The sequence below is a fragment of the Streptomyces sp. NPDC052023 genome, from assembly GCF_044548465.1.
In the GTDB taxonomy this organism is placed as follows: Bacteria; Actinomycetota; Actinomycetes; order Streptomycetales; family Streptomycetaceae; genus Streptomyces.
In genome coordinates, this window is record NZ_JBIUBW010000006.1 from 223,584 (window position 1) to 246,323 (window position 22,740).

The following is a 22,740-nucleotide window of genomic DNA, read 5'->3' on the forward strand; positions in this document are numbered from 1 at the left end:
CGCGCGGTCCGAACGCCGGGACCGTTACCTCGACCTGACCGGGGGCCACACACCTCCGCCGGGGCCGGGGGCTCACCCTTCCGCGACGACGACGGCCGAGGCGACACCGGCGTCATGACTGAGCGACACGTGCCAGGACCGCACGCCGAGTTCGGCCGCCCGCGCCGCCACGGTCCCGGCCACCCGCAACCGGGGCTGCCCGCTCTCCTCGACGTAGATCTCGGCATCGGTCCAGTGCAGACCGGCCGGGGCGCCGAGTGCCTTGGCGACCGCCTCCTTGGCGGCGAACCGGGCGGCCAGCGAAGCGATACCCCGCCGCTCCCCGCTCGGCAGCAGCAACTCGCTCCGCAGGAAAAGCCGGTCGGCCAGCGCGGGCGTACGCTCCAGCGACGCCCGGAACCGATCGATCTCGGCCACGTCGATCCCGACCCCGATGATGCTCATGCCGAGCACCCTACGGGCGAGGCCGGGCGCCGGCATGGAGGCGCTGGTTCCCTTGCGCACCGGCGCCCGGTGCGACGCGGGTGCCCGCCGGGCGGGAAGTGATGCCCGATTTCACGTATTCCGCGCACTGTGCGCCCTGGTGGGTCACATCTCCCGGGGCCGGACGCACGAAGGGCCGGGGCCGGACGCACGAACGGCCGGGGCCGGACGCACGAAGGGCCCGGTCGGCGACCGGGCCCTTCATGCCGACGCGCACCCGCGACGAGGCGCTCTACCAGCGATACCAGCGGCCGCGCCGCCCGCCCGCGCCTGTCGGCCGGACCAGGAAGCCCAGCAGCCACAACACGATCACGATGATCGCGATCCACCACAGCGCCTTCAGTGCGAAGCCGGCACCGAAAAGGATCAGGGCCAGCAGAAGAACGAGAAGAAGGGGAACCATATCTATCAACCTCCAGGACGACGAGTTCCCCGCTTCCGAGCGGACAAGCACACGAGAATTCGGGTCGTTTAGCCCGCGCCGAAGCGGTAACCCGGACATCACCAAACGCCGTGACGACGTTGGGATGTGGAAACTCATGACTGGCAACCAGAAGGCGAAGGCCAAGGCGGAGCAGCTGATGGGCATGGCGAAGGAGGCCCTCGGCCGCACGTCCGGCAACCGCCGGATGCACGCCGCGGGGCGCTCGCATCGCGCCCACGGTGATGCGCGCCAGGCCTGGGAGAAGGCGAAGGACGCCTTCCGCCACTGAGCCCGGAAGGGACGCCGGGACAGGGACGGTAATCGGGTGCGGGCCCTCTTTTGGAGGGGTCCCGCACCCATTACCGTCCCTCTTTTACGCCGCGCCGAGCTCACACCACACGAATTTCCCCCGATTTCCCTCCCGCGCCGATGGCTGCCACCCCCACACATCGGCGCACGCCCGCACCAGCGCCATCCCCCGCCCCTCCTCCACCTCCTCGAGTTCACCCCAGGACCGCGGCGGCTCGGGCGGCTCCGGATCGGCGTCCCAGGCCCCGATGCGCAGCACCCCTTCCGCCCACTTCACCCTCATCGCGGCAGGCCCCTTGGTGTGGCGTACGGCATTGGAAACCAGCTCGGCCGCGAGCAACTCGGCGACGTCGACGTAGCGGATCAGCCCGTGCAGGGTGAGGATCAGCCGCAGCGTCCGCCGACTGACGGTGACGGCACGGAGGTCGTTCGGGATGTGGAGGGAGTACTCCCAGGAGTCGGTTTCGGGCATGCGTGAGCTCCAGTTGACGTGGGGGAAGTCGAGAGAGGTCCGGTGTCATTGCCGCAGCCGTCATGGCAGGACGGAGCGGTGCGCTTCCGGCGCCCGGCATTGCGCAGCGTGTGCGCCGCATCACCGACGGTAGGGCTAACTTGTCATCCCAAGCAACCTGATCGCGTAATCTGACGCCAACGAGTCACAGCAGCAGGCGGGTTGAGCTGAGGAGCAATCGATGGTCCTGAGGCGTGAACCAACGGCACGCCAGGTGCGCCTGGGTGTCGAGTTGCGCAAACTCCGCGAGGCGGCAGGCCTCACCGCCCGCGAGGCCGCAGCACTGCTCGGGACGGGACGCGTGCAGATCAGCCACATCGAATCCGGGCTCACGGGCGTGAGCGAGGAGCGGCTCCGCCGCCTCGCGTCCCACTACGCTTGCACGGACGAGAACTTCATCGACACCCTGGTCGCCATGGCCACCGAACGGACACGCGGTTGGTGGGAGGAGTACCGGGGTCTCCTGCCCACGCCGTTCCTGGACCTCGCCGAACTCGAACACAACGCCACATTCCTGCACGAGGTGGCGATCATGTACGTACCGGGCCTGCTACAGACAGAGGACTACGCCCGCGCGGTCTTCTCTTCCAGGATCCCGGAACTCACATACGAGGAACTGGCGTTGCGCGTCCGCCATCGACTGAGACGCCAGCAGATCCTTCACCCGTACGAGTTGGTGATCCACGAGTCGGCCCTACGGATCCGGGTCAGCGACCGTCCCGCCGCCCGAGCTCAACTCACGAAGGTCCTGGAACTCTCCGACGCGGACAACATCACCGTGCGCGTCATCCCCCTCGACCGGGACGGCTTCGCCAGAGCCTCGAGCACGATGACGTATGTGGGTGGCCCGCTACCCAAGCTGGACACAGTGATCCGCGACGCACCCCATGGCTCGGCCTTGCTCGATTCCGAGGCTCAACTCAACGCCTATCGAACGCGCTTCCGTAGGGTAGAAGCTGTATCACTCGAACCCGAACGGTCGCGTGACTTCATCCACGAGCTGACGAAAGAGCTGTGAGGCACTCCATGACCATCCCCGACAACTGGCGGAAGTCCTCCTACTCAGGTGAGGGCGACGGCAACGCCTGCGTGGAAATCGCCAACTCCCCCACCCACATAGCCATACGCGACTCCAAGGCCCCGGCCAGCGCAATCCTCACCTTCCCGACCGGAGCCTTCGCCCCCTTTCTCGACGCCCTGAAGGCGAGGCCCTACTCCACGGTCACCGACTTGGCCAGGTTCCGAGGCTGATCCACCTCGTTCCCCCGCGCCGTCGCCAGCTCGCACGCGAACACCTGCAACGGCACCGCCGCCACCAGCGGCTGAAGCAGCGTCGGTGTCACCGGGATCCACACCAGGTGGTCGGCGTACGGCACCACCGCCTCGTCGCCCTCCTCCGCGATCACGATGGTCCGCGCGCCCCGGGCCCGGATCTCCTGGATGTTGGACACGATCTTGTCGTGGATCAGGGACCTCCCCCGGGGTGAGGGGACGACGACGACCACGGGGAGGTCGTCCTCGATGAGGGCGATCGGCCCGTGCTTGAGCTCGCCCGCCGCGAAGCCCTCGGCGTGCATGTAGGCCAGTTCCTTGAGTTTCAGGGCGCCTTCGAGCGCGACCGGATACCCGACGTGCCGCCCCAGGAAGAGCACCGTGTTCTTCGCGCTGAGCGAGCGCGCCAGCTCCCGAACCGGCTCCATGGTCTCCAGGACCCGCTCCACCGCACCCGAGATGTGCGACAGATCCCGGATCACGTCCTGGATCTCGTCGCCCCACTTGGTGCCCCGGACCTGACCCAGGTACAGCGCGACGAGATAGCAGGCCACCAGCTGGGTGAGGAACGCCTTCGTGGACGCCACCGCGACCTCCGGCCCGGCGTGCGTGTACAGCACCGCGTCCGACTCACGGGGGATCGTCGAGCCGTTGGTGTTGCAGATGGCCAGGACCCGGGAGCCCTGCTCACGGGCGTGCCGCAGCGCCATGAGGGTGTCCATGGTCTCGCCGGACTGGGAGATGGCGATGACGAGCGTCTGCTGGTCGAGGATCGGATCCCGGTACCGGAACTCACTCGCCAGCTCCACCTCGCACGGGATCCGGGTCCAGTGCTCGATGGCGTACTTGGCGATCAGCCCGGCGTGGAAGGCCGTACCGCACGCGACGATGACGACCTTGTCGACCTCCCGCAGCACCCCGGGAGGGATCCGCACCTCGTCCAGCGTCAGCGAGCCGGACGCGTCGATGCGCCCCAGCAGCGTATCGGCGACAGCCTTGGGCTGCTCGGCGATCTCCTTGAGCATGAAGTAGTCATAGCCCCCTTTTTCCGCGGCCGAAGCGTCCCAGCCGATGTGGTACGAACGCACGTCCGCCGGCCGGCCGTCGAAGCCCGTCACCGTGACCCCGTCCCGGCGCAGCTCCACCACTTGGTCCTGCCCCAGCTCGACCGCCGACCGCGTGTGGGCGATGAACGCGGCGACGTCCGAGGCGAGAAAGGACTCGCCTTCTCCCACGCCCACCACCAGCGGCGAGTTCCGCCGCGCCCCCACGACCACGTCCGGTACGTCCGCGTGCACCGCGACCAGCGTGAACGCCCCTTCCAGCCGCCGGCACACCCGCCGCATCGCCTCCGCGAGGTCCGCGCAGGCCGAGAACTCCTCGGCGAGCAGGTGGGCGACGACCTCGGTGTCGGTCTCCGACGCCAGGTCGTGGCCACGCTCCGCCAGCTCGGCCCGCAGGCTCGCGAAGTTCTCGATGATCCCGTTGTGAACCACGGCGACCCGCCCGGCGTTGTCGACGTGCGGATGCGCGTTCGCATCCGTGGGGCCGCCGTGCGTGGCCCACCGCGTGTGCCCGATCCCCGTCGAACCGGTCGGCAACGGCCGCTCCACCAGTTCCTTCTCCAGGTTGAGCAGCTTCCCGGCCTTCTTCGCCGACGCCAGCCCACCGTCCGCGAGCACGGCGACGCCCGCCGAGTCGTACCCCCGGTACTCCAGTCGCTTCAGCCCCGCCGTCACCACGTCCAGCGCCGACTGCGACCCCACGTATCCCACGATTCCGCACATGACGGGCAGCCTACGATCCGACAGCCACCCAAAAAGCCTTCCGCGTGCCCGAAATCGGAAATTCCCACGAGAGTACGAACGCGGCCAGGCCCCCTGACGGGGTGACCTATTTTCAGCCATCCTCAGTGAGACACCACAGGCGACGCCATCACCGTCTCCACACAGGAAGCACACAGAAGTCCCTGGTGCGGGAGACGAGTGACCACACCTCCGGGGTTACCGCCGGGTAGTCGTGTTCACGCCAGCCCCCTCAGCGGCCGGTGTCACCTCTTGCCCCAACCTGTCGTCATATGACTATCGTTGGGCCTCGCGTGACCGGATCATGACCAGTTCCGTCAACGCGCGCGTCATTCGGCGGCCGGGGGAACAGTGCCGTCACGGGGGAAGGATCTCCATGCCGCGACACCGGCACGCTGTGCACGCCTGCTCGGCCGCTGCTGCCGTCCGCGACCCCCGTTCCCACTCCGGGACGGCGAGCTGACCCGCGCGCATCCCGCCGCATCTTCCGGCGGTCACCCCCGCCTGCTCTCGCTCGCTACGAAGGATGCCCCTTTGCGATTCAGATCGAGGTTGTTCAACCCCAGATCACGAACATCCGCGACGTTCACCTCTGCCGTCACGTCCGTCGCCGCTCTGGCCGTCCTCGGAGGGCTGACCGTCCAGTCGGGCCGGCTCGGCCAGGACACCCAGCAGCTCGCGGCCGCGGCGGGCGACTCGTACGACGGCTTCGACACGAAAGCGGCCGAACAGCTGCGCGAGGACCAGTGCGTGGCCGTCGAGGCCCTGCGCAAGGGCGGGCCGAACATGTTCGCCCTCGCGCAGAACGCCATCGTGCTGCCGCCCGACCAGCTCCACCAGAAGCTCAAGCGGGACCTCTTCGACGACACCACGCCCCTGCATCAGGCCTCCAGGGCGGACAGCGCCGACACCGACCAGTGGGTCAAGAAGGTCAACGACCAGGAGCGTGCGTTCTCCAACGGCGTCACCGGCCTCAGCTCCTACCCCGGTGAACCGCGCGGAGAGAACGAGATCTACGACAGGACCGGCCTGCTTCCGTGGCTGTGGCAGTCGTACAGCAAGTCGGTCGACGTGTTCTCCCCGTTCTACGATCCGTCGCCCACCGCCGACGACAAGACCAAGGCCGCCGCCCTCACGATCGGCGATCAGCTGTACACCACCGGCGGGACACCGCAGGAGCAGCAGGCGTGGAAGCTGTGGAAGAAGAACAGCGGGAAGATCGAACCCAATGTGCTGTTCGTGCCCCGCGTCTTCGCCGATGACGCCCGGATCTTCCTGGCGTCGGGCGGCTTCCCCCGCACGGCCCCGGCCCCGGACACCCCGGAGTTCCGCATCGCGGTGGAGGACTTGAAGGCACGCTTCGCGTCGTGCGCGTGGCACGCCCCCATCGACCCGAACCGGGTTCTCGGCAAGGAGGTGGCCCAGGCGTCCGCCGAGTGGCAGCAGGAGATCACCTCGCAGGCCACGCAGCGGCAGCAGATCCTCACCGCCGGCGCCACCGCCACGAAGGCGTTGCGGGACGGCACGTTCACCCTGGGCCAGGTCCTCGGCCAGTCGTGGCTCGCGGACTACGCCACCCGTTGGCAGGACTACTGGTCGGCCGGAGGGCTGGGCTGGATCGGCGACAGTCCTGTGACGATCGAGGTGCCGGGCGCCAGGGGCAGTTGCCTGGACGTCCAGGGCGGTGCCAAGACCAACGGCACGCCGGTCCAGATCTACACCTGCAACGGCAGCGCGGCCCAGCAGTGGACCCTTGAGGGCAGCGAGGACGACCTCCACCTCCGGAACGTCAACTCGCAGAAGTGCTTGGACGTGGCCGGGAACGCGTCGGCGAACGGCACGAAGATCCAGATATCGGACTGCTACAAGTCCGAGGGACAGTCTTGGAAGGGCGACGTCCGTGCCGGCTCGCCCCTGAAGAGTGTGTCCACGGGCAAGTGCCTGGACCTGAGCGCGTTCACCAAGAGCACGGACGCGCGGCTGTGGGACTGCAAGGACGCCGCATCGCAGAAGTTCCTGATCAAGCCGTCCGGTCACCAGGGCACGGACAGCCCCCTGTATCCGGAGAAGGCGGAGTTCGACAAGGCGAAGAAGGTCGTCACCAGCGCCCAGACGGCGGCGAAGACGTATGTGACCGCCCTGAAGACCCAGTTGGAGAACGCCAAGAAGGCCGCCACGGCCTCAGATTCCGCCGAGCAGGCGGCGTACGGCATCGCCGATGCCGCTGGGGTGCCGCGGGGCCGTGGTCTTCTGGTCGGCCAGCAGAAGGCACAGGTCACCCGGGGCACGGTGGCGGCGCTGACGGCGATGGTGAAGGCCGCCGAGACCGCCGAGGCAGCGACCCGCGCATCCGCCGGCGACAGCCAGACCATCTCCCAGCGGGCGCTCGCTCAAGCCGCGCAGGTCAACGCGGAGTTCCGCAAGGAGGCCGCGCACAAGGCCGAATTGCAGGCCAAGGCGGCGTCCGACGCGGCCAAGCTGCACAGGGACAACGCCAAGAAGGACAAGGAGACCGCGGAGGCCAAGCTTGCCGAGGCGCTGAAGGCGGAGGCGGACGCGAAGGCGGCTGCCGCTGACGCACACGCCAAGCGGCTCGCGGCCGAGGCGGAGGAGAAGACGGCCAAGGCGGAGAAGGACACCGCGGCGGCCAAGCAGGCCGAGGCGGCTCAGCACAAGAGGACCGCACAGGCCGAGGCGGCGAACGCCCAGGACGCCAAGGAAAGGGCGGAGGCGGCCGAGCGGATCGCGGTCGCGCGGAAGAACGACGCGGTCAAATCGCGCGACCACGCCCGTGATCTCAACGCCGACGCGTGGGACGCCGCGCAGAAGGCGGACGCGGCCCGTGCCAAGGCGGACGCCAAGGAGGCGTACGCCGAGGCTCATGAGTCGGACAGCAGTGCCAAGGAGTCCAGGGCGGCAGCGGACGCGGCGGACCAGCACGCGGACGACGCCGAGGCTGCCGCCGGCCGTGCCCGGGCCGCGGCGGACGCGGCGACCGGGGCCGCGGCCGAGGCGGACGCGGCGGCCACCCGCGCGGAAGCGGCGGCCAAGCGGTCCCGGGCGAACGCGGACGCCGCACAGGCCGCCAAACTGAGGGCCGACGCCGCGGTCGCGACCGCGACCAGCGCCGTGGCCGACGCCATCGAGGCGTCCCAGCATGCCTCCTCCGAGGCCAAGACGGCCGTCGAGCTGGCGGACGAAGCGGAGAAACTGGCCAAGGCCGCCAAGTCCCAGGCGGACGAGGCGAGCAAGGAGGCCGGCAAGGCCCTGGCCGCCTCGGCCAAGGCCGCGGGCTTCGCCCATGTCACCGCGCAGGCCGCGGTCGACGCGGGCAACGCCGCCGCCCAGGTCGCCAAGCCGGCCAACGACGCGATCGAGCTCGGCTCGCCCTACGTGACCACCGACGCGGCCGCCGATCTGGTCGTACTGACCGGGCAGGCGTCGAAGTCGATCGCCGACCAGCAGAAGGCCGTCGCCGACGCCCACAGCAAGAACGCGCAGGCGGAAGCGGCCGCGGCGAAGAACCTCGCCGACCAGGCGACGGGCGACGTGAAGATCGCCTACCAGCACGCGGCCAACGCCGCCGCACACGCGGCCACCGCCCGCGGGTACTCCAAGGAGGCCCTCGGCCATGCGGCCGACGCCGCCGCAGCCGCTTCGAAGGCGTCGGCGTCACTGGCCCGCACCATCGAGTACGACCGGCAGGCCGCCGAAGACGCCGACGCCGCCGACAAGGCCGCTGGCCGCGCTGAGGGCTACGCCAGGGAAGCCCGCGCCTCCGCCGACCAGGCCGCCCTCGATGCCCAGGCCGCACGCGACGCCGCAGCCGCGGCCGAACAGTCCGCCAAGGACGCACGGGCAGCCGCCGACCGCGCCGACGCCGCCGCCACCGAAGCCGAACAAGCCGCCAAGGACGCTCTGAAGTACGCACAGGAGGCGCAGAAGGCAGCCGAGGAGGCGGCACGCAACGCCGCGAACAAGCAGGTCTCCACCGGGGCGGGCACCGGAGTCGGCGGCACGTGGTACGTCGTCGACGAGGACACCATCGAGATCACCGACGCCAAGCAGCACGACCCCTGTGAGATAACGGTGGGCTTCGAAGGCTGCACCACCACGTTCACGGTCACCTTCAGCGCGGTGGTCGACTTCTTCCTCTGCACCAGCCCCGACACGCCGGCCGACGCCGGCGGCTGCCCGTCGGCGGACACGCTGCTGATCGAGAGCAAGCGCATCCCAGGACTGAAGAAGGACGTCACCCGGTACTTCTCGAAGCTGGAGCTCATCCAGCAGACCCTCACGTACAAGCTCATCAAGGCGGTCCTGGTCCAGGACTTCGTCGACTGCTGGCACGGCAGCGCCAGCGGCTGCGCCTGGGCCCTGAGCAACTTCATTCCGGGCAAGGCGCTGGGCAAGGTGTTCGACGGCATCCGGGCGCTGGATGCCGCGATGAAGACCGGCGTCGGGGTCCGTGACGCGTTCCACGCTCTCAAGGCCCTCGACCTGGACCCCGGGACCCTGGCCAAACTCAACGGGATCATCAACGCCCACGAAGACCTGTACACCGCCTGCAAGGTGAACAGCTTCCCCGGCACCACCAAGGTGCTTATGGCGGACGGCTCACACCGGCCCATCAGCCGGCTGGGCGTGGGAGACCTCGTCAAGGCCACGGATCCGGCTTCCGGCCAGTTGCGGGCCCGGCAGGTCACCGACACGTTCAAGCACGACACCCAGCGGCTGGTGGACATCACCGTTGCCGGTGGGGGGAGGCTGGAGAGCACCGCCGGCCACAAGTTCTACGTGGTGGACCGGGGCTGGACGCTGGTCTCCGACCTGCGCGTCGGCGACCGTCTGCGCACCCCGGACGGCTCCGTCCGCGCGCTGACCGCTCTCCACGACCGCTCGGGCCTGGCTCCGCGCACGGTCTACGACCTCACGGTCGACGACCTGCACACGTTCTTCGTGCTGGCGGGCACCACTCCGGTCCTCGTCCACAACTGCAACGTGGCGTTGGGGTGGCAGCGGAACGGGAAGCTCGACGAATGGGCCGGGCTGCCCGAGAACAAGTTCACCACCTTCTCCAACGTGTCCCCGAGGGACTTCGCGCGCATCGCGGAAATGGCCATCGCCGACCCGAGCGTGACGCTGCACATCAACATGACGGGACTGGCCGACCACGGAACCTTCATGGATGCTGCCCAGCGTGGCCTGAAGGGCGGTGAGGCCGGAGCTGCTGCCACGGACTACGAGATGTCCATGATCGCTAGGGCACTCGTCAACGGCCAGCGTTCGTGGAGTTCGATCAAGTTCTACTCCCCGTCAGGTCCAGGAGGAGCCATGCGACTGGATCCCCCGACACCCATGCCGGACCTGTCGGTGCTGAAGGGAGACCTTCCCCCCGTGAAGGGTTCGGTCATCGGTTACTGCCACTGCTGAGGAATCGACCATGAATACCCACCGGAAAGACCTGTACCCGGACGTGACCGCCGCGGGCGGCCTCGTGTCGGCGATGAGAGATGCCACGAAGCTAAGCGTGGGCGAAATCTGGCTGTCGCCCTCGGCCGCGGACGCCGTCGTCGTCGAGACGACAAGGGGGCTCGTGCTGGTCGATCCGGCGACCGAGGAACGTTTGTTCCGGCTGCGTGTCCTCGTTCCCGGGTTCACCTGGGACGTCCCCGGGTTCTCCTGGGAGATCGGCTCGACCGACGATCTCGGCAGGCTCGTGAACGCGGTCGCCGCATGGCGGGAGGAGGTGCCGCTCGACGAGCTGGCGGCGAGATTCGAGTTCCTGGAGCTCGACGAATTCGGCAGGGCGCTGGAGAAGGGGGAACCCACTTCTGCGCAGTGGGCAGACCTCCTGTCATCCGAGTTCCACCAGAGGCAACAGGGCCTCCTCCGCCGCCTCCACGCGGACCCGGTACTGCGGCACATGTTCCCGGTGATCTCGCACGGTGCCGTCCGCCTCCGGGTGGATCTGTTGCACGCGGCGAGCCGCCAGGTCCTGGTGCATGAACTGGACGGGGAGCGCTACGAGGTGCGCGCAGGGGTGCCCGGGGCCGACTGGGTCGAGGTGCGGGCCGATGATCTGATCACTCACCTTCGAGCTGCCTTGACCGAACAGTGATCTCGACCGACCGATGAAGTCGAAGCCCCGCCGGACAACCTCCGGCGGGGCGTCTTCGTGTTCCTGGTTGCGCGTTCCAACGACATGGAGGAGCTCCTTCCGGAGCAGCTCGACCGCCTCGCCCGAGCAGGTCCGGTCGCGGCCGTGACGCATCCCACGCCCCCTGCCGTCCACACTCCCGTAACAATGGACTGTGATCTCTCCGGTCTCCCCGACACGGAGCGCCCACCGGCCCCGCCCGGAGGCGACTCCCTACGTCGATCTCACCCGCGCCGAGTGGAGCGCGCTGCGCGACAAGACGCCGCTGCCTCTGACGGCGGAGGAAGTCGAGAAGCTGCGCGGCCTCGGTGACGTCATCGACCTCGACGAGGTGCGGGACATCTACCTCCCGCTCTCCCGCCTCCTCAATCTCTACGTCGGCGCCACCGACGCCCTCCGCGGCGCCCTCAACACCTTCCTCGGCGAGCAGGGCTCCCAGTCCGGCACGCCCTTCGTCATAGGCGTCGCCGGCTCGGTCGCCGTCGGCAAGTCCACGGTCGCCCGCCTGCTCCAGGCCCTGCTCTCCCGCTGGCCGGAGCACCCGCGCGTGGAACTGGTCACGACCGACGGCTTCCTGCTCCCCACCAAGGAGCTGGAATCCCGGGGCCTGATGTCCCGCAAGGGCTTCCCCGAGTCCTTCGACCGCCGCGCCCTGACCCGTTTCGTCGCCGACATCAAGGCCGGCAAGGACGAGGTCACCGCCCCCGTCTACTCCCACCTCATCTACGACATCGTCCCGGGCGAACGACTCGTCGTCCGCCGCCCCGACATCCTGATCGTCGAGGGCCTGAACGTGCTCCAGCCCGCCCTCCCCGGCAAGGACGGCCGCACCCGGGTCGGCCTCGCCGACTACTTCGACTTCAGCGTGTACGTCGACGCGAGCGCGGAGGACATCGAGCGCTGGTACCTCAACCGCTTCAAGAAGCTCCGCCAGACGGCCTTCCAGAAGCCGGACTCCTACTTCCGCAAGTACACCCAGGTCTCCGAGGAAGAGGCCGTCGACTACGCCCGCACCCTGTGGCGGACCATCAACAAGCCCAACCTGGTGGAGAACATCGCCCCCACCCGCGGCCGCGCCACCCTGGTCGTCCGCAAGGGCCCCGACCACAAGGTGCAACGCCTCCGGCTGCGCAAGCTCTGACCGTTACTCTGCCGCCATGCTGCATCTGAGGGTCATCACACCGTCCGACAAGACCGACGACGTGGTCCGCACCATCGAGCAAACCGTCGGCACCACCCATCTCTGCGTGCTGACGGGCGCCGCCCGCAATCCTGCCGGAGATGTGGTGACCTGTGACGTCGCCCGCGAGGCCGGCGACGAACTCCTCGGCAGACTCCAGGAACTGGGCATCGAGGACTGCGGTTCGATCGCCGTCGAGGACATCGATCTGTCGCTGTCCAAGCGCGCCGTCAAGGCCGAGAAGGACGCCCCCGGCGAGGCCGCGGACGCGGTGCTGTGGGAGCACCTGACCGAGGCGACGCACGAGGAGTCGACCCTCTCGGTCACCTACCTCGCGTTCATCACGCTGGCCACGATGATCGCGGCCTGCGGTGTCGTCCTGGACAACGCGATCCTGATCGTGGGCGCGATGGCGGTCGGCCCGGAGTTCGGCCCGCTCACCGGCATCAGCACCGCCCTGGTCCAGCGCCGCCCCCGCCTGGCCCTGCGCTCGCTGATCGCCCTGCTCGTGGGCTTCACGGTGGCGATGGCGGTGACCGTCGGCTTCAGCCTGTTCATGGACGCCGTGGGCCTGTTCACCGAGGGCCGGCTGGAGGCCGACCGGCCGCAGACCGGGTTCGTCTGGGCCCCCGACTGGTTCTCCTTCGTCGTGGCGGTCCTGGCCGGCATCGCGGGCACCCTCTCGCTGACGTCCTCGAAGTCGGGCGCCCTGGTGGGTGTCGCGATCTCGGTGACCACGATCCCCGCCGCGGCGAACGCCGCCGTGGCCCTGAGCTACGGCGACACCAAGCAGACTGTCGGCTCCACGGAACAGCTCCTGCTCAACCTGCTCGGCATCGTCCTCGCGGGCACCCTCACCCTGCTGGCCCAGAAGTGGTTCTGGTCGTCCCGCCGACCTCAGATGACCGAGGCCGGATGACCGACGCCGGATGAAAGGGGCGCGGGGAACTGCGCGGCAACCCACGGCCGGCCCGGCCGGGCACGGGCATCGACGCCGATACCGGCACCGGCACCGGCAGCACCCCACCCCCGGCGCTAACCCAACGCCGACTTCACCGCATCGGCCAGCCGACCGGCCACGGACCGCGCCTGGTCGATGTCCGCCGCCTCGACCATGACCCGGACCAGCGGCTCGGTCCCCGACGGCCGCAGCAGCACCCGCCCGGTCGCTCCCAGCTCCCGCTCGGCCTCCCCGACGGCGGCAGCCAGGTCCGCGGACGTGCGCACCCGCGACTTGTCCACGTCCGGCACATTGATCAGCACCTGCGGCAGCCGCTCCATCACACCGGCCAGCTCCCGCAGCGACCGCCCGCTCTGCGCGACCCGCGCCGCCAGCAGCAGCCCCGTGAGCGTGCCGTCCCCGGTCGTCGCGTGGTCGAGGATGATCACGTGCCCGGACTGCTCGCCGCCGAGGGCGTAGCCGTGCTCCTTCATCTCCTCCAGCACGTACCGGTCGCCCACCGCGGTCTGCACCAGCTGAATGCCCTCGCGCTCCATGGCGAGCTTGAAGCCCAGATTCGACATCACGGTCGCGACAACGGTGCCGGAGCGCAGTGCGGAACGCTCCCGCATCGCCAGCGCGAGCACGGCCAGAATCTGGTCGCCGTCCACCTCCTCACCGGTGTGGTCCACGGCGAGGCACCGGTCCGCGTCACCGTCGTGCGCGATACCGAAGTGGGCCCCGTGCTCGACGACCGCGGCCTTCAGCGGTCCCAGGTGCGTCGACCCGCACCCGTCGTTGATGTTCAGCCCGTCCGGCTCGGCCCCGATCGTGACGACCTCGGCCCCGGCCCGTGCGAAGGCCTCCGGCGACACCCGCGCCGCCGCCCCGTGCGCCTCGTCGAGGACGATCTTCAGCCCGTCCAGCCGGTTCGGCAGTACGTCGAGCAGATGGCCGACGTACTGGTCGGCCCCCTGCTCGTAGTCCCGCACCCGTCCGACGCCGGACCCGGTCGGCCGCTCCCAGGGCTCACCGCGCCGGTGCTCCTCGTAGACGGACTCGATCCGGTCCTCGAGGTCGTCCGGCAGCTTGTGCCCACCGCGCGCGAAGAACTTGATGCCGTTGTCCGGCATGGCGTTGTGGCTGGCGGAGAGCATGACACCGAGGTCGGCCCCCAGCGCCCCGGTCAGATGCGCCACCGCCGGCGTCGGCAGCACGCCGACCCGCAGGACGTCCACGCCCGCGCTGGCGAGGCCCGCGACCACCGCGGCCTCCAGGAACTCTCCGGAAGCGCGCGGGTCCCGCCCGACCACCGCCGTCGGCCGGTGGCCGGCGAAGGTGCCCGCCTCGGCCAGTACGTGGGCCGCCGCGACGGACAGACCGAGCGCCATCTCGGCCGTCAGATCCGCGTTGGCGACACCGCGCACGCCGTCCGTGCCGAAGAGTCGTCCCACTTGTCCTCCTGAGGAAACGTCAGTCCCGGTAGCCCCGCGGGTGCGTCCCGTGCTCGTGGCTCCCGGGTCCCAGGCATATGCTGCCTGGCCATCCCATCACACAAGATTTTGAGCGTCTTGTGCCGTTATACGCCTGTGCCAGTTGATAAACGAACGCCCCGGCGGCACAGTGGCGTGCCGTCGGGGCGTTCGGAGTACAGCCCGCGATTAGCGCTTGCTGTACTGCGGAGCCTTGCGGGCCTTCTTCAGACCGGCCTTCTTGCGCTCGACCGCACGGTCGTCGCGGCGCAGGAAGCCCGCCTTCTTCAGCGCACCGCGGTTGTTGTCGACGTCGGCCTCGTTCAGCGCACGGGCGACACCGAGACGGAGCGCACCGGCCTGGCCGGAGACGCCGCCACCGGCGATACGGGCGATGACGTCGTAGCGGCCCTCGAGCTCGAGCACCTTGAAGGGCTCGTTGACCTCCTGCTGGTGCACCTTGTTCGGGAAGTAGTCCTCGAGGGTGCGGCCATTGATCTTCCACTTGCCGGTGCCCGGAACGATCCGGACGCGGGCAATGGCGTTCTTGCGACGGCCCAGGCCGGCGGCCGGCTGCGGCTCGCCGAAGCGGGAGGCCATGGACTCCGAGGTGTACTCGCCCTCGACGGGGACCTCGGACTCGGTGGTGTAGCTGTCGATGTCAAGCTCTTCGAGCGGCTGCTCGGCAGTGGTCTCGGCCACGATTCTCCTCAGATTCTCTTCAGTCTTAGGGGGTGGCCGGACTTACTGCGCGACCTGGGTGATCTCGAACGGAACCGGCTGCTGGGCAGCGTGGGGGTGGTTCTCGCCGCGGTAGACCTTCAGCTTGGAGAGCATCTGACGGCCCAGGGTGTTCTTGGGGAGCATGCCCTTGACGGCCTTCTCGATGGCCTTCTCGGGGTTCTTGTCGAGCAGCTCGTCGTAGCGGACGGAGCGCAGACCACCCGGGTAGCCCGAGTGGCGGTACGCCATCTTCTGGGTCCGCTTGTTGCCGGAGAGGTGCACCTTGTCGGCGTTGATGATGATGACGAAGTCACCAGCGTCGACGTGCGGCGCGTAGATCGGCTTGTGCTTGCCCCGGAGGAGGGTGGCGGCAGTGGTGGCGAGTCGGCCCAGGACGACGTCCTGAGCGTCAATGACGTGCCACTGGCGCGTCACATCGCCGGGCTTGGGGCTGTACGTACGCACGGTTCGTAGCCTTCGCTTCGAGTGAATGGTCCTGAACAGGTCACCGAAACGATCACGACAGCCCTGACCGCACAGCGGTTGACGCAAACCGCGTGCTGGTCGCTGGTCATCGGCCCGGTGGACCGGTGTAAGGGCCCGTCCCGTGAGAATGAGCAAGCCAATACACAACGAAGAAGCAGGATACCCGCGGCGTGTCCACCCGGTCAAAACGGGTGCGCCGCGACTCCGGAATCCCGTCCCGCAGTCTATTCGAAGGCGCGGCACCCTCTCTTTTTCAAGATCTCACGCGCTCGCACCGCACGGTCACGGCCGCCACACAGAACGTGAACACCCGTCGCCCGCGCCGGCGCGCCCGCGTCGAGCAGCAACGCGGCACGACCAGCAGCAGAAGGTCGTACGACGGTCCCTGCACCCGTGTCCCCGAGAGCACGAGACCGACCGCGATCTCGCCGAGCACCCCCCACAGGCCGCCCGCGACCCTTCGTACCAACCACCCGGAGATGCCGTATTTGCCCGTGCTCATGAAGCGAACGCTAGGGCTTCCAGGGCTCGTTGGGACGGACCAGCACACCCCTCGGCCCGTCTAAACTGCGCCCCATGAGCTATGGGCAGGGGGGACCCCAGTCCCAGTGGGATCCCTGGAAACCGCATTCGCAGCAGCAGCCCTGGAGCGGCGGCAGCGACCAGACGCCTGACTGGGCGGCGCTCGCCGAGGCGTCCGAGGCACGCCACAAGCGGCGCAGGCTGCTGTTCATCGGCGGCGGCGCGCTCGCGACCGTCGCGGTGGGCGCGGCCGTCGCGGTGGCCGTCGTCTCCGCGAACGGCAGCGGCCAGGCGTCGAACAACCCGACCTCCCAGCTGCCCGCGACCGCCGACATCCCGGGCGCGTCCACCCCACCGGCGCCGTCCTTCGCGCCGACCAGCGCGCCGCCGCCGCTGGACCCGAAGGACTTCGTCTCCAGCAAGGCCAAGGACACCGCCCCGCTCAGCGCGGCCGGTCTCTTCCCGGGCACCCAGCTGACCATGGGCGAGACCGTCTACAAGAAGGGCCCGACGGCCGACACCAAGAACTGCGCCTCGGCCGCCGCGGGAAGCCTCCCGAAGGTCCTCACCGCCAACGACTGCACCCGGCTGCTGCGCGTCACCTACACCAAGGACGGCATGGCCGTGACGGTCGGCGTGGCCGTCTTCGACACCGAGGCCAAGGCCGCCAGGGCCAAGAAGCAGGCCGACAGCAAGAGCATTGTGGAGTCCCTGTCCGGCGGCGGCGTCAAGGCGTTCTGCAACGCCGCGGTCTGCCGCTCCACCACCAACTCCTACGGCCGCTACGCCTACTTCACCCTCTCCGGATTCACCAACGGCAACGACGTGACGCCCAAGGACACGGCCGTCTTCTCCACCGGCGACGACCTGGCCGAGTTCACCTTCCGCCAGATCCGCAGGCGGGGCGAGGCCCAGGCCTCGGCGGCGGCGAACGAGTGACCCGTCCCACCGGCACGCGCGCCCACTTCGGTACGTGACGCGATGCGGATGCGCGGACGCCTCGGGTGGATCGGCGCCGGGGCCGGCGCCGCGCTGCTCGCGCCGCTCGGGATATGGGCGGCCTGGCCGGACGGGAAAGCGGGCGGCGACGAGGGCATGTCGGTACCCACCGACCTGCGGAAACGGGACCCGCAAGCCACCCCGGCCGCGTGCCGGGTGTACGCCCTGCTGGCGACCCTGGAGAACGACGCGCGGCGGGGTCGGCCGAGCCGCACGGTGATCGGCCAGCACGTGGAGCTGCACAACGAGCGGTACAACCCGGGGTACGGCGACTACCGGGGCACCAAGCAGCCGGGCTACTACTACCGCAAGGCCCGGGACATCACCGGCCGGCTGCCGGGCTTCGTCGAACTGGACCTCGGCCCGGGCTACGGCCAGCGCGGCTGGGCGGTGGGCCGGACCCGCTCGTACTCCAGCGCATGGCCGGGCTGCCGCCGGTACTGGGGATACGTCGACGACGCCGTCGACCTGGCGGTCGGCGTGTGGGCGGGCCTGCCCCGGACGGCCGACGGCTCCTACCGCCCCTCCGGCACCCACACGGACTGCGCCTCCGGCGACGAAGTGTCCCTGCCGCACAACGGCGGCGGTCCTTCGGGCCTGGTCGGCTTCTCCTTCCACCAGCCGTACCCGGGCAGCCCGGTCAAGGGCTTCGAACAGACCAAGCACCGCAACTCCCCCGGCGCGCGGGATCCCGGCTGGTTCACCCGGGTCATCACCCCGGGCACCCCCGAGCACGGGGCGCTGCTCCACGACCTCGGCTTCCTCGCCGACCACCTGGGCTACCTCGCCGGCCGCGGGGTGCCGGTGCTGCTGCGGCCGTACCACGAGATGAACACGGCGCCAGGCCGGGGCTTCTGGTGGGCGGGCCAGGACCCGGACGCGTTCCGGAGGCTGTGGCGTCTGACGTACGACTTCCTCGTGGGCCGCCGCGGACTGCACAACCTGATCTTCGTGTGGGCGCCGAACTCCTGGGACGGCCGCTACGGCAAGAACCCCGGGCCCTACTACCCGGGTGGCCGCTACGTCGACGTCGTGGGCGTCGACGACTACAGCGACACCCCCGCCCGGCCGTTCCGCGGCGAGGACTGGACCGGGGTCTGGTATCGGGGTCTGGAGCCGTACGGCAAACCCCGTGCCGTCACCGAGTCCTTCCACGTCCCGCTCAACGCGGCTCAGCCAAGCACCCTGGACAGGACCCCGTGGGTGCTGTGGACGGTATGGGGGCAGGCCCTCACCTACGACAACGTCTCCGAGCCTCAGGGCAGGAACACCGGCGCCGATGTGAAGCGCACGTACGGCTCAAGCCGGGTGATCAAGGGTGAGTCGCCCCGGACCGGCGGCTTCGACCTCGGATCGCCACGCAAGAAGCACCTTGGTTAAATCTTCAACACATCTCCCTTACAGGTGTTCACATGTCCGCCTGCATATGCCAGGCTCATACATCTATTCGGCACGTGGTTCTGGCGCCTGGGGGGGCATCTGAGCGGCGCGTGCCAGTACGCCAAGGGTGGCGTCGGGGGGCAGAGACCCGGAGCAAGTCTGTCGCGGTGCGCTGCGCCGTGCCATGACCGAGATCTGTTGCCTCGACGCACTACCGATCTCACGGGAGTTCCGCAGTCGTCATGGCATCGACACTGGTCGACGGGGGTATGCCGCATTCGCGGCACAACGCCAAACTGGCAAAACGTACCGCCGCCTGGAAGCCGGGCATTCTGCCGTTTTTCATTCCACTGGTGGTCCTGCTCTTCTTCAGCCTCTGGTCGTACACACCCACGGACTCTCCGCTGGCCTGGCTGATCACCATCACCTGGGCCCTGCCTGTCCCGGGTGTACTCGTCTCCATCCAGGGCTTCGTACTGATCCGCCGCCGGGCCCGCAAAGCCCATCTGATGACCCCACCCGCCCCGGTGGAACAGGACTTCCTGATCACGCTCGTGCCCACCATCGGCCGGCACGACACCTACCCGGCCCTGGAGCGGTCCGTCCTCTCCTACGTGGAACACCTCCCCGAGTGGTTCCCGTACATGCGCGTGGATGTCCTCACCGAAGAGGGCTGCGAGGCCGCCGACCGGATCGACACACTTGCGGCGAGCCATCCGCTGATCCGCGTGGTCACCGTCCCGAAGGCCTACGAGACCGAGAACGGCACCCGCTTCAAGGCCCGCGCCAACAACTACGCCCACGAGCTGCGCATCGCGGAGGGCGAGGCCCTGGAGGACGTCTGGGTCCTGCACATGGACGACGACACCGGCGTCGGCCCCGACACCGCCGCGTCCCTCGCCCAGTTCATCAACCGCCAGCGCCGTGCGCCCCACGACGAGGTCAAGCACATGGCGCAGGGCATCCTGACGTATCCGCGGGAGAACGCGGTCAACATGTTCACGTGGTTCGCCGACGCCATCCGCCCGGCGGACGACATCGCGCGATTCCGTGCCTTCACGGGACTCGGCACGCCGGCCGCCGGTGTGCACGGCGAGCTCCTCGTCATCCGTGCGTCCATCGAGGCCGAGATCGGCTGGGACTTCGGTCCCAAGGAGATCGTCGAGGACGCCCGGCTGGCCCTGACCTTCTGCCGCCTCTACCCGGGCCGCAGCGACTGGTTCAACGGCCGCTGCTACGGCGCCTCGCCGGCCAACATGAAGGACTTCGTCAAGCAGCGTGAGCGCTGGGCATGGGGCCTGGTCGCCCTGTGCTTCAACCGCAAAGTGCCGTTCCGTTACCGCTGGTTCATGACCATGTGTGTGACCAGCTGGATCCTGGGCCCGCTGCAGCACGTCGGCACGGTGCTCCTCATGGGCTGGCTCATCAACGACATGAACACCTCGCCCGTGACGCAGTCGGTCGTGGTGCTGTGGTCGATCAGCTTCGCGTATGTGATCTGGGCGTACTGGGAAGGACTGCGGCTCAATGCGATCGCCTCGGTGAATGGCAAGCGTAAGTGGTGGGAGCCCATCGCGGTCCTCCTCCTGCTGCCCCTGTTCTCCCTCCTTGAAGGGCTCGGCGGCTTCAAGGGCCTGATGAAGTTCATCCGCCGCGAGGAGAACAAGTTCGTCGTCATCGCCAAGCCCGCCTGACCCGGAAGAGACCGAGACCTCATGAAGCGCGCCCGCTTGCCCATGCTTGCCGTGCTGCCCACAACCGTCATCGCATCGGTGATCGCGGTCCCTTTCGTCCTGGGTGACCACCCCCTGCGGTGGGACGCCGGCTCCCTGGTTCCGCACCTCGTCATCAAGGGCGAGGACACCAGGCAGTCGGAGGCCTCCTCGACCGGCGATGACACCGCCGCCCCGGGCGCCTCGGCTCCGGCCACGGTGGACATCGCCAAGGTGGACAAGGAGTGGAAGGAGGGCATGCCTCAGTGGGGCGTCCAGCTGTACTGGGAGGACAACCCCGAGCACTCCCTCAAGTACGTCGAGAAGCAGGCCAGGCTGCACTCCGACTATCTGGTCGGTCTGCACGCCAACTCCGTCAGCGTGAGCTTCCCCTTCTTCACCGGCCACCTCGAATCCACGAAGATCAGCCAGGGCGACAGGACTCCCACCCCCGAGCGGCTCACCCGCGTCCTTGAGATCTTCCACGAGGCCGGGCTGCGCACGACCGTACGGCCGATCATGGACGAGGCATCCCTCGACACGGACAACGGCGGCTGGCGCGGAAAGATCGAACCCAGCGACCGCGACGCCTGGTTCGCCTCGTACGAGAAGTTCCTGGCGCCCTACCTGAAGGCGGCGGACAGCGAGAAGGCGGCAACCTTCGTCATCGGTACCGAGCTGAACTCCCTGGAGGGCGACACCCGCTGGGACACGCTCGTGGCCGATGCCGAGAAATTGTTCGCCGGCCAGGTCGCGTACGACGCGAACTGGGACAACTACGTCCGCGGCCCGATCACCATGCCCGTCAGCCACCTCGGCGTCGACGCCTACTTCCCCGTCAAGGTCGAGGACGACGCGTCCGTGGACATGCTCGTCGACGGCTGGAACGAGTGGCTGGACAAGAAAGCCACCGGCCCACTGCCGAAGATCACCCTCGCCGAGGCCGGCATCGGAGCCATGAACGGCGCCTACCGAGCTCCCGGCGACTTCTACACCAAGCGCACCGTCAACCCCGAGGTGCAGGCGAACTGGTACACGGCCGTCTGCCAGGTCGTCCAGGAACGGCAGATGAGCGGCGTCTACTGGTGGTCCGTCTACTTCGACGACAACCCGAACGACAAGCCCGACGACAAGAAGCAGTCCCGACTGGACTTCGCCGGACGCCCCCTCACCGAGAAGGCCATCAAGTCCTGCTTCACCTCCGACTACGCAGGCCCTGGCACCGACACCGCGAGCTGACCGAGCGAGGCAATCATGCACGAAGCCATCATTTTGGTGGGCGGCAAGGGAACTCGCCTGCGCCCCCTGACGAACCACACCCCGAAGCCGCTGCTCAACGTGGCGGGTTCCTCCTTCATCCGGCACCAGATGGCCAAGCTGGTGGACGCGGGCGTCGAGCACGTGGTGTTCGCCACCTCGTACCTCGCCGGCCTCTTCGAGGAGGAGTTCAAGGACTTCTCCCAGGACCTGGAGATCTCCTACGCCGTCGAGGATGTGCCGCTCGGCACCGGCGGAGCGATCCGCAACGCCGCGCGTCTGCTGCGCGGTCCGGCAGACGCGCCGGTCCTCATCCTCAACGGCGACATCCTGTCCGGCCTCGACCTGCGGGACGTCCTTCAGCGGCACCAGGCGCGGGATGCGGACGTGACGCTGCATCTCACCCGCGTCTCCGACCCCCGCGCCTTCGGCCTGGTGCCGACCGACGAGACCGGAAGGGTGCTGTCCTTCCTGGAGAAGCCGAAGACGGCCGAGGAATGCGTCACCGACCAGATCAACGCCGGCTGCTACGTGTTCCGCCGCTCGGTGCTCGACTCCATCCCGGCCGGCCGCGAGGTCTCCGTCGAGCAGGAGACCTTCCCGCAGCTCGTCGCCCGGGACCACCGCGTGTTCGGCCACACCACGGACGACTACTGGCGCGACCTCGGCACACCGCTGGCCTTCGTCCACGGATCCGCCGACCTGGTCACCGGCAAGGTCCTCTCTCCCCTGGTGGAGCGGCCGGCCGACATCCTGGTCGACCCCACAGCCACCATCGACCCGACCGCCCGTGTCACGGGCGGCTCGACGATCGGCCCCCGCGCCGTCATCGGTCCCCACGTGGTCGTCGACCGCTCCATCATCGGCGCGGGTGTCACCGTCGCCGAGGGCGCGCAGATCCACGACTCCGTGGTGGATCACGACTCCTCCATCGGCAGCGCCTCGGTCCTTCGCGAGGCGGTGGTGGGCTGCCATGCGCACGTCGGCGCGGAGAACGAACTGCCCGCCCAGCTGCGGCTGTCGTGCGGCGTCCGCATCCCTGCCCAAGGCGTGCGCGTCAGCGGTACGGCTGCCGCGTGCCCGACGGTCCACTGAAGTCGCCCAC

General features: G+C 68.9%; 20 protein-coding genes. 12 read left to right on the top strand and 8 right to left on the bottom strand.

Annotated elements, in window-relative coordinates; all coding sequences use genetic code 11:
• Nucleotides 1-72: 72 nt before the first annotated feature.
• Together ACIHCM_RS15820 and ACIHCM_RS15825 are read right to left on the bottom strand one after the other, a co-directional pair.
• A complete protein-coding gene (locus ACIHCM_RS15820; RefSeq protein ID WP_399895212.1) occupies nucleotides 73-444 on the bottom strand; it encodes a holo-ACP synthase in 372 nt (123 codons plus the stop codon).
• A 271-nt stretch (nucleotides 445-715) separates the two neighbouring features.
• Nucleotides 716-886 (bottom strand): hydrophobic protein, encoded by a 171-nt coding sequence (locus tag ACIHCM_RS15825; RefSeq protein ID WP_399895214.1) that lies wholly within the window; start codon nucleotides 884-886, stop codon nucleotides 716-718.
• 136 nt (nucleotides 887-1,022) lie between these two features.
• On the opposite strand from ACIHCM_RS15825, the gene ACIHCM_RS15830 reads away from it, so the two are divergent.
• The gene (locus ACIHCM_RS15830; RefSeq protein WP_399895217.1) at nucleotides 1,023-1,196 is read left to right on the top strand and encodes a CsbD family protein; all 174 of its coding nucleotides are present in this window, start codon (nucleotides 1,023-1,025) and stop codon (nucleotides 1,194-1,196) included.
• 84 nt (nucleotides 1,197-1,280) lie between these two features.
• Here ACIHCM_RS15830 and ACIHCM_RS15835 read toward each other — a convergent pair whose 3' ends face one another.
• Complete coding sequence (locus ACIHCM_RS15835) at nucleotides 1,281-1,688, bottom strand: ATP-binding protein (protein ID WP_399895220.1); 408 nt, start codon at nucleotides 1,686-1,688, stop codon at nucleotides 1,281-1,283.
• A 220-nt stretch (nucleotides 1,689-1,908) separates the two neighbouring features.
• On the opposite strand from ACIHCM_RS15835, the gene ACIHCM_RS15840 reads away from it, so the two are divergent.
• Both ACIHCM_RS15840 and ACIHCM_RS15845 read left to right on the top strand, forming a co-directional pair.
• Nucleotides 1,909-2,745 carry a helix-turn-helix domain-containing protein gene (locus ACIHCM_RS15840; RefSeq protein WP_399895224.1) on the top strand — a complete coding sequence of 279 codons (837 nt, stop codon included), beginning with the start codon at nucleotides 1,909-1,911 and terminating at the stop codon, nucleotides 2,743-2,745.
• Between the two features lie 8 nt (nucleotides 2,746-2,753).
• The gene (locus ACIHCM_RS15845) at nucleotides 2,754-2,978 is read left to right on the top strand and encodes a DUF397 domain-containing protein (protein ID WP_399895226.1); all 225 of its coding nucleotides are present in this window, start codon (nucleotides 2,754-2,756) and stop codon (nucleotides 2,976-2,978) included.
• On the opposite strand, the gene glmS is transcribed toward ACIHCM_RS15845, so the two are convergent.
• A complete protein-coding gene (glmS, locus tag ACIHCM_RS15850) occupies nucleotides 2,939-4,786 on the bottom strand; it encodes a glutamine--fructose-6-phosphate transaminase (isomerizing) (protein WP_399895229.1) in 1,848 nt (615 codons plus the stop codon). The genes ACIHCM_RS15845 and glmS overlap by 40 nt on opposite strands.
• A 552-nt stretch (nucleotides 4,787-5,338) precedes the next feature.
• Here glmS and ACIHCM_RS15855 point away from each other — a divergent pair.
• The 4 genes from ACIHCM_RS15855 (at nucleotide 5,339) to ACIHCM_RS15870 (ending at nucleotide 13,063) form a co-directional block, all read left to right on the top strand.
• Nucleotides 5,339-10,237, top strand: a complete 4,899-nt coding sequence (locus tag ACIHCM_RS15855; RefSeq protein WP_399895232.1) for a ricin-type beta-trefoil lectin domain protein — start codon at nucleotides 5,339-5,341, stop codon at nucleotides 10,235-10,237.
• A gap of 43 nt (nucleotides 10,238-10,280) precedes the next feature.
• The gene (locus ACIHCM_RS15860) at nucleotides 10,281-10,925 is read left to right on the top strand and encodes a DUF6193 family natural product biosynthesis protein (RefSeq protein ID WP_399895235.1); all 645 of its coding nucleotides are present in this window, start codon (nucleotides 10,281-10,283) and stop codon (nucleotides 10,923-10,925) included.
• 193 nt (nucleotides 10,926-11,118) lie between these two features.
• Nucleotides 11,119-12,105, top strand: a complete 987-nt coding sequence (gene coaA, locus ACIHCM_RS15865; RefSeq protein WP_399895238.1) for a type I pantothenate kinase — start codon at nucleotides 11,119-11,121, stop codon at nucleotides 12,103-12,105.
• Between the two features lie 16 nt (nucleotides 12,106-12,121).
• On the top strand, nucleotides 12,122-13,063 hold the full coding sequence (locus ACIHCM_RS15870) for a DUF389 domain-containing protein (RefSeq protein WP_399895241.1): 942 nt from the start codon (nucleotides 12,122-12,124) through the stop codon (nucleotides 13,061-13,063).
• A 116-nt stretch (nucleotides 13,064-13,179) separates the two neighbouring features.
• Here ACIHCM_RS15870 and glmM read toward each other — a convergent pair whose 3' ends face one another.
• From glmM to ACIHCM_RS15890, 4 genes are all read right to left on the bottom strand, one after another.
• Nucleotides 13,180-14,538: a phosphoglucosamine mutase gene (gene glmM, locus ACIHCM_RS15875; RefSeq protein WP_399895244.1), complete on the bottom strand. Its 1,359-nt coding sequence runs from the start codon at nucleotides 14,536-14,538 to the stop codon at nucleotides 13,180-13,182.
• A gap of 207 nt (nucleotides 14,539-14,745) precedes the next feature.
• Nucleotides 14,746-15,258, bottom strand: a complete 513-nt coding sequence (rpsI, locus tag ACIHCM_RS15880) for a 30S ribosomal protein S9 (RefSeq protein WP_010036632.1) — start codon at nucleotides 15,256-15,258, stop codon at nucleotides 14,746-14,748.
• 42 nt (nucleotides 15,259-15,300) lie between these two features.
• Nucleotides 15,301-15,744 (bottom strand): 50S ribosomal protein L13, encoded by a 444-nt coding sequence (gene rplM / locus ACIHCM_RS15885; RefSeq protein ID WP_076087999.1) that lies wholly within the window; start codon nucleotides 15,742-15,744, stop codon nucleotides 15,301-15,303.
• Nucleotides 15,745-16,018: 274 nt separating this feature from the next.
• Nucleotides 16,019-16,267 (bottom strand): hypothetical protein, encoded by a 249-nt coding sequence (locus tag ACIHCM_RS15890; protein WP_399895249.1) that lies wholly within the window; start codon nucleotides 16,265-16,267, stop codon nucleotides 16,019-16,021.
• A 74-nt stretch (nucleotides 16,268-16,341) separates the two neighbouring features.
• Here ACIHCM_RS15890 and ACIHCM_RS15895 point away from each other — a divergent pair, with 74 nt between their 5' ends.
• The 5 genes from ACIHCM_RS15895 (at nucleotide 16,342) to ACIHCM_RS15915 (ending at nucleotide 22,730) form a co-directional block, all read left to right on the top strand.
• Nucleotides 16,342-17,226, top strand: a complete 885-nt coding sequence (locus ACIHCM_RS15895; RefSeq protein WP_399895252.1) for a hypothetical protein — start codon at nucleotides 16,342-16,344, stop codon at nucleotides 17,224-17,226.
• 48 nt (nucleotides 17,227-17,274) lie between these two features.
• Nucleotides 17,275-18,666 carry a glycoside hydrolase family 26 protein gene (locus ACIHCM_RS15900; RefSeq protein ID WP_399895255.1) on the top strand — a complete coding sequence of 464 codons (1,392 nt, stop codon included), beginning with the start codon at nucleotides 17,275-17,277 and terminating at the stop codon, nucleotides 18,664-18,666.
• Nucleotides 18,667-19,019: 353 nt separating this feature from the next.
• Nucleotides 19,020-20,360, top strand: a complete 1,341-nt coding sequence (locus ACIHCM_RS15905) for a glycosyltransferase family 2 protein (protein WP_399895258.1) — start codon at nucleotides 19,020-19,022, stop codon at nucleotides 20,358-20,360.
• A 21-nt stretch (nucleotides 20,361-20,381) separates the two neighbouring features.
• Nucleotides 20,382-21,617, top strand: coding sequence for a glycoside hydrolase family 113 (locus ACIHCM_RS15910; protein WP_399895261.1), 1,236 nt, complete (start codon nucleotides 20,382-20,384; stop codon nucleotides 21,615-21,617).
• Between the two features lie 15 nt (nucleotides 21,618-21,632).
• Nucleotides 21,633-22,730, top strand: coding sequence for a sugar phosphate nucleotidyltransferase (locus tag ACIHCM_RS15915; protein ID WP_399895264.1), 1,098 nt, complete (start codon nucleotides 21,633-21,635; stop codon nucleotides 22,728-22,730).
• Nucleotides 22,731-22,740: the final 10 nt, after the last annotated feature.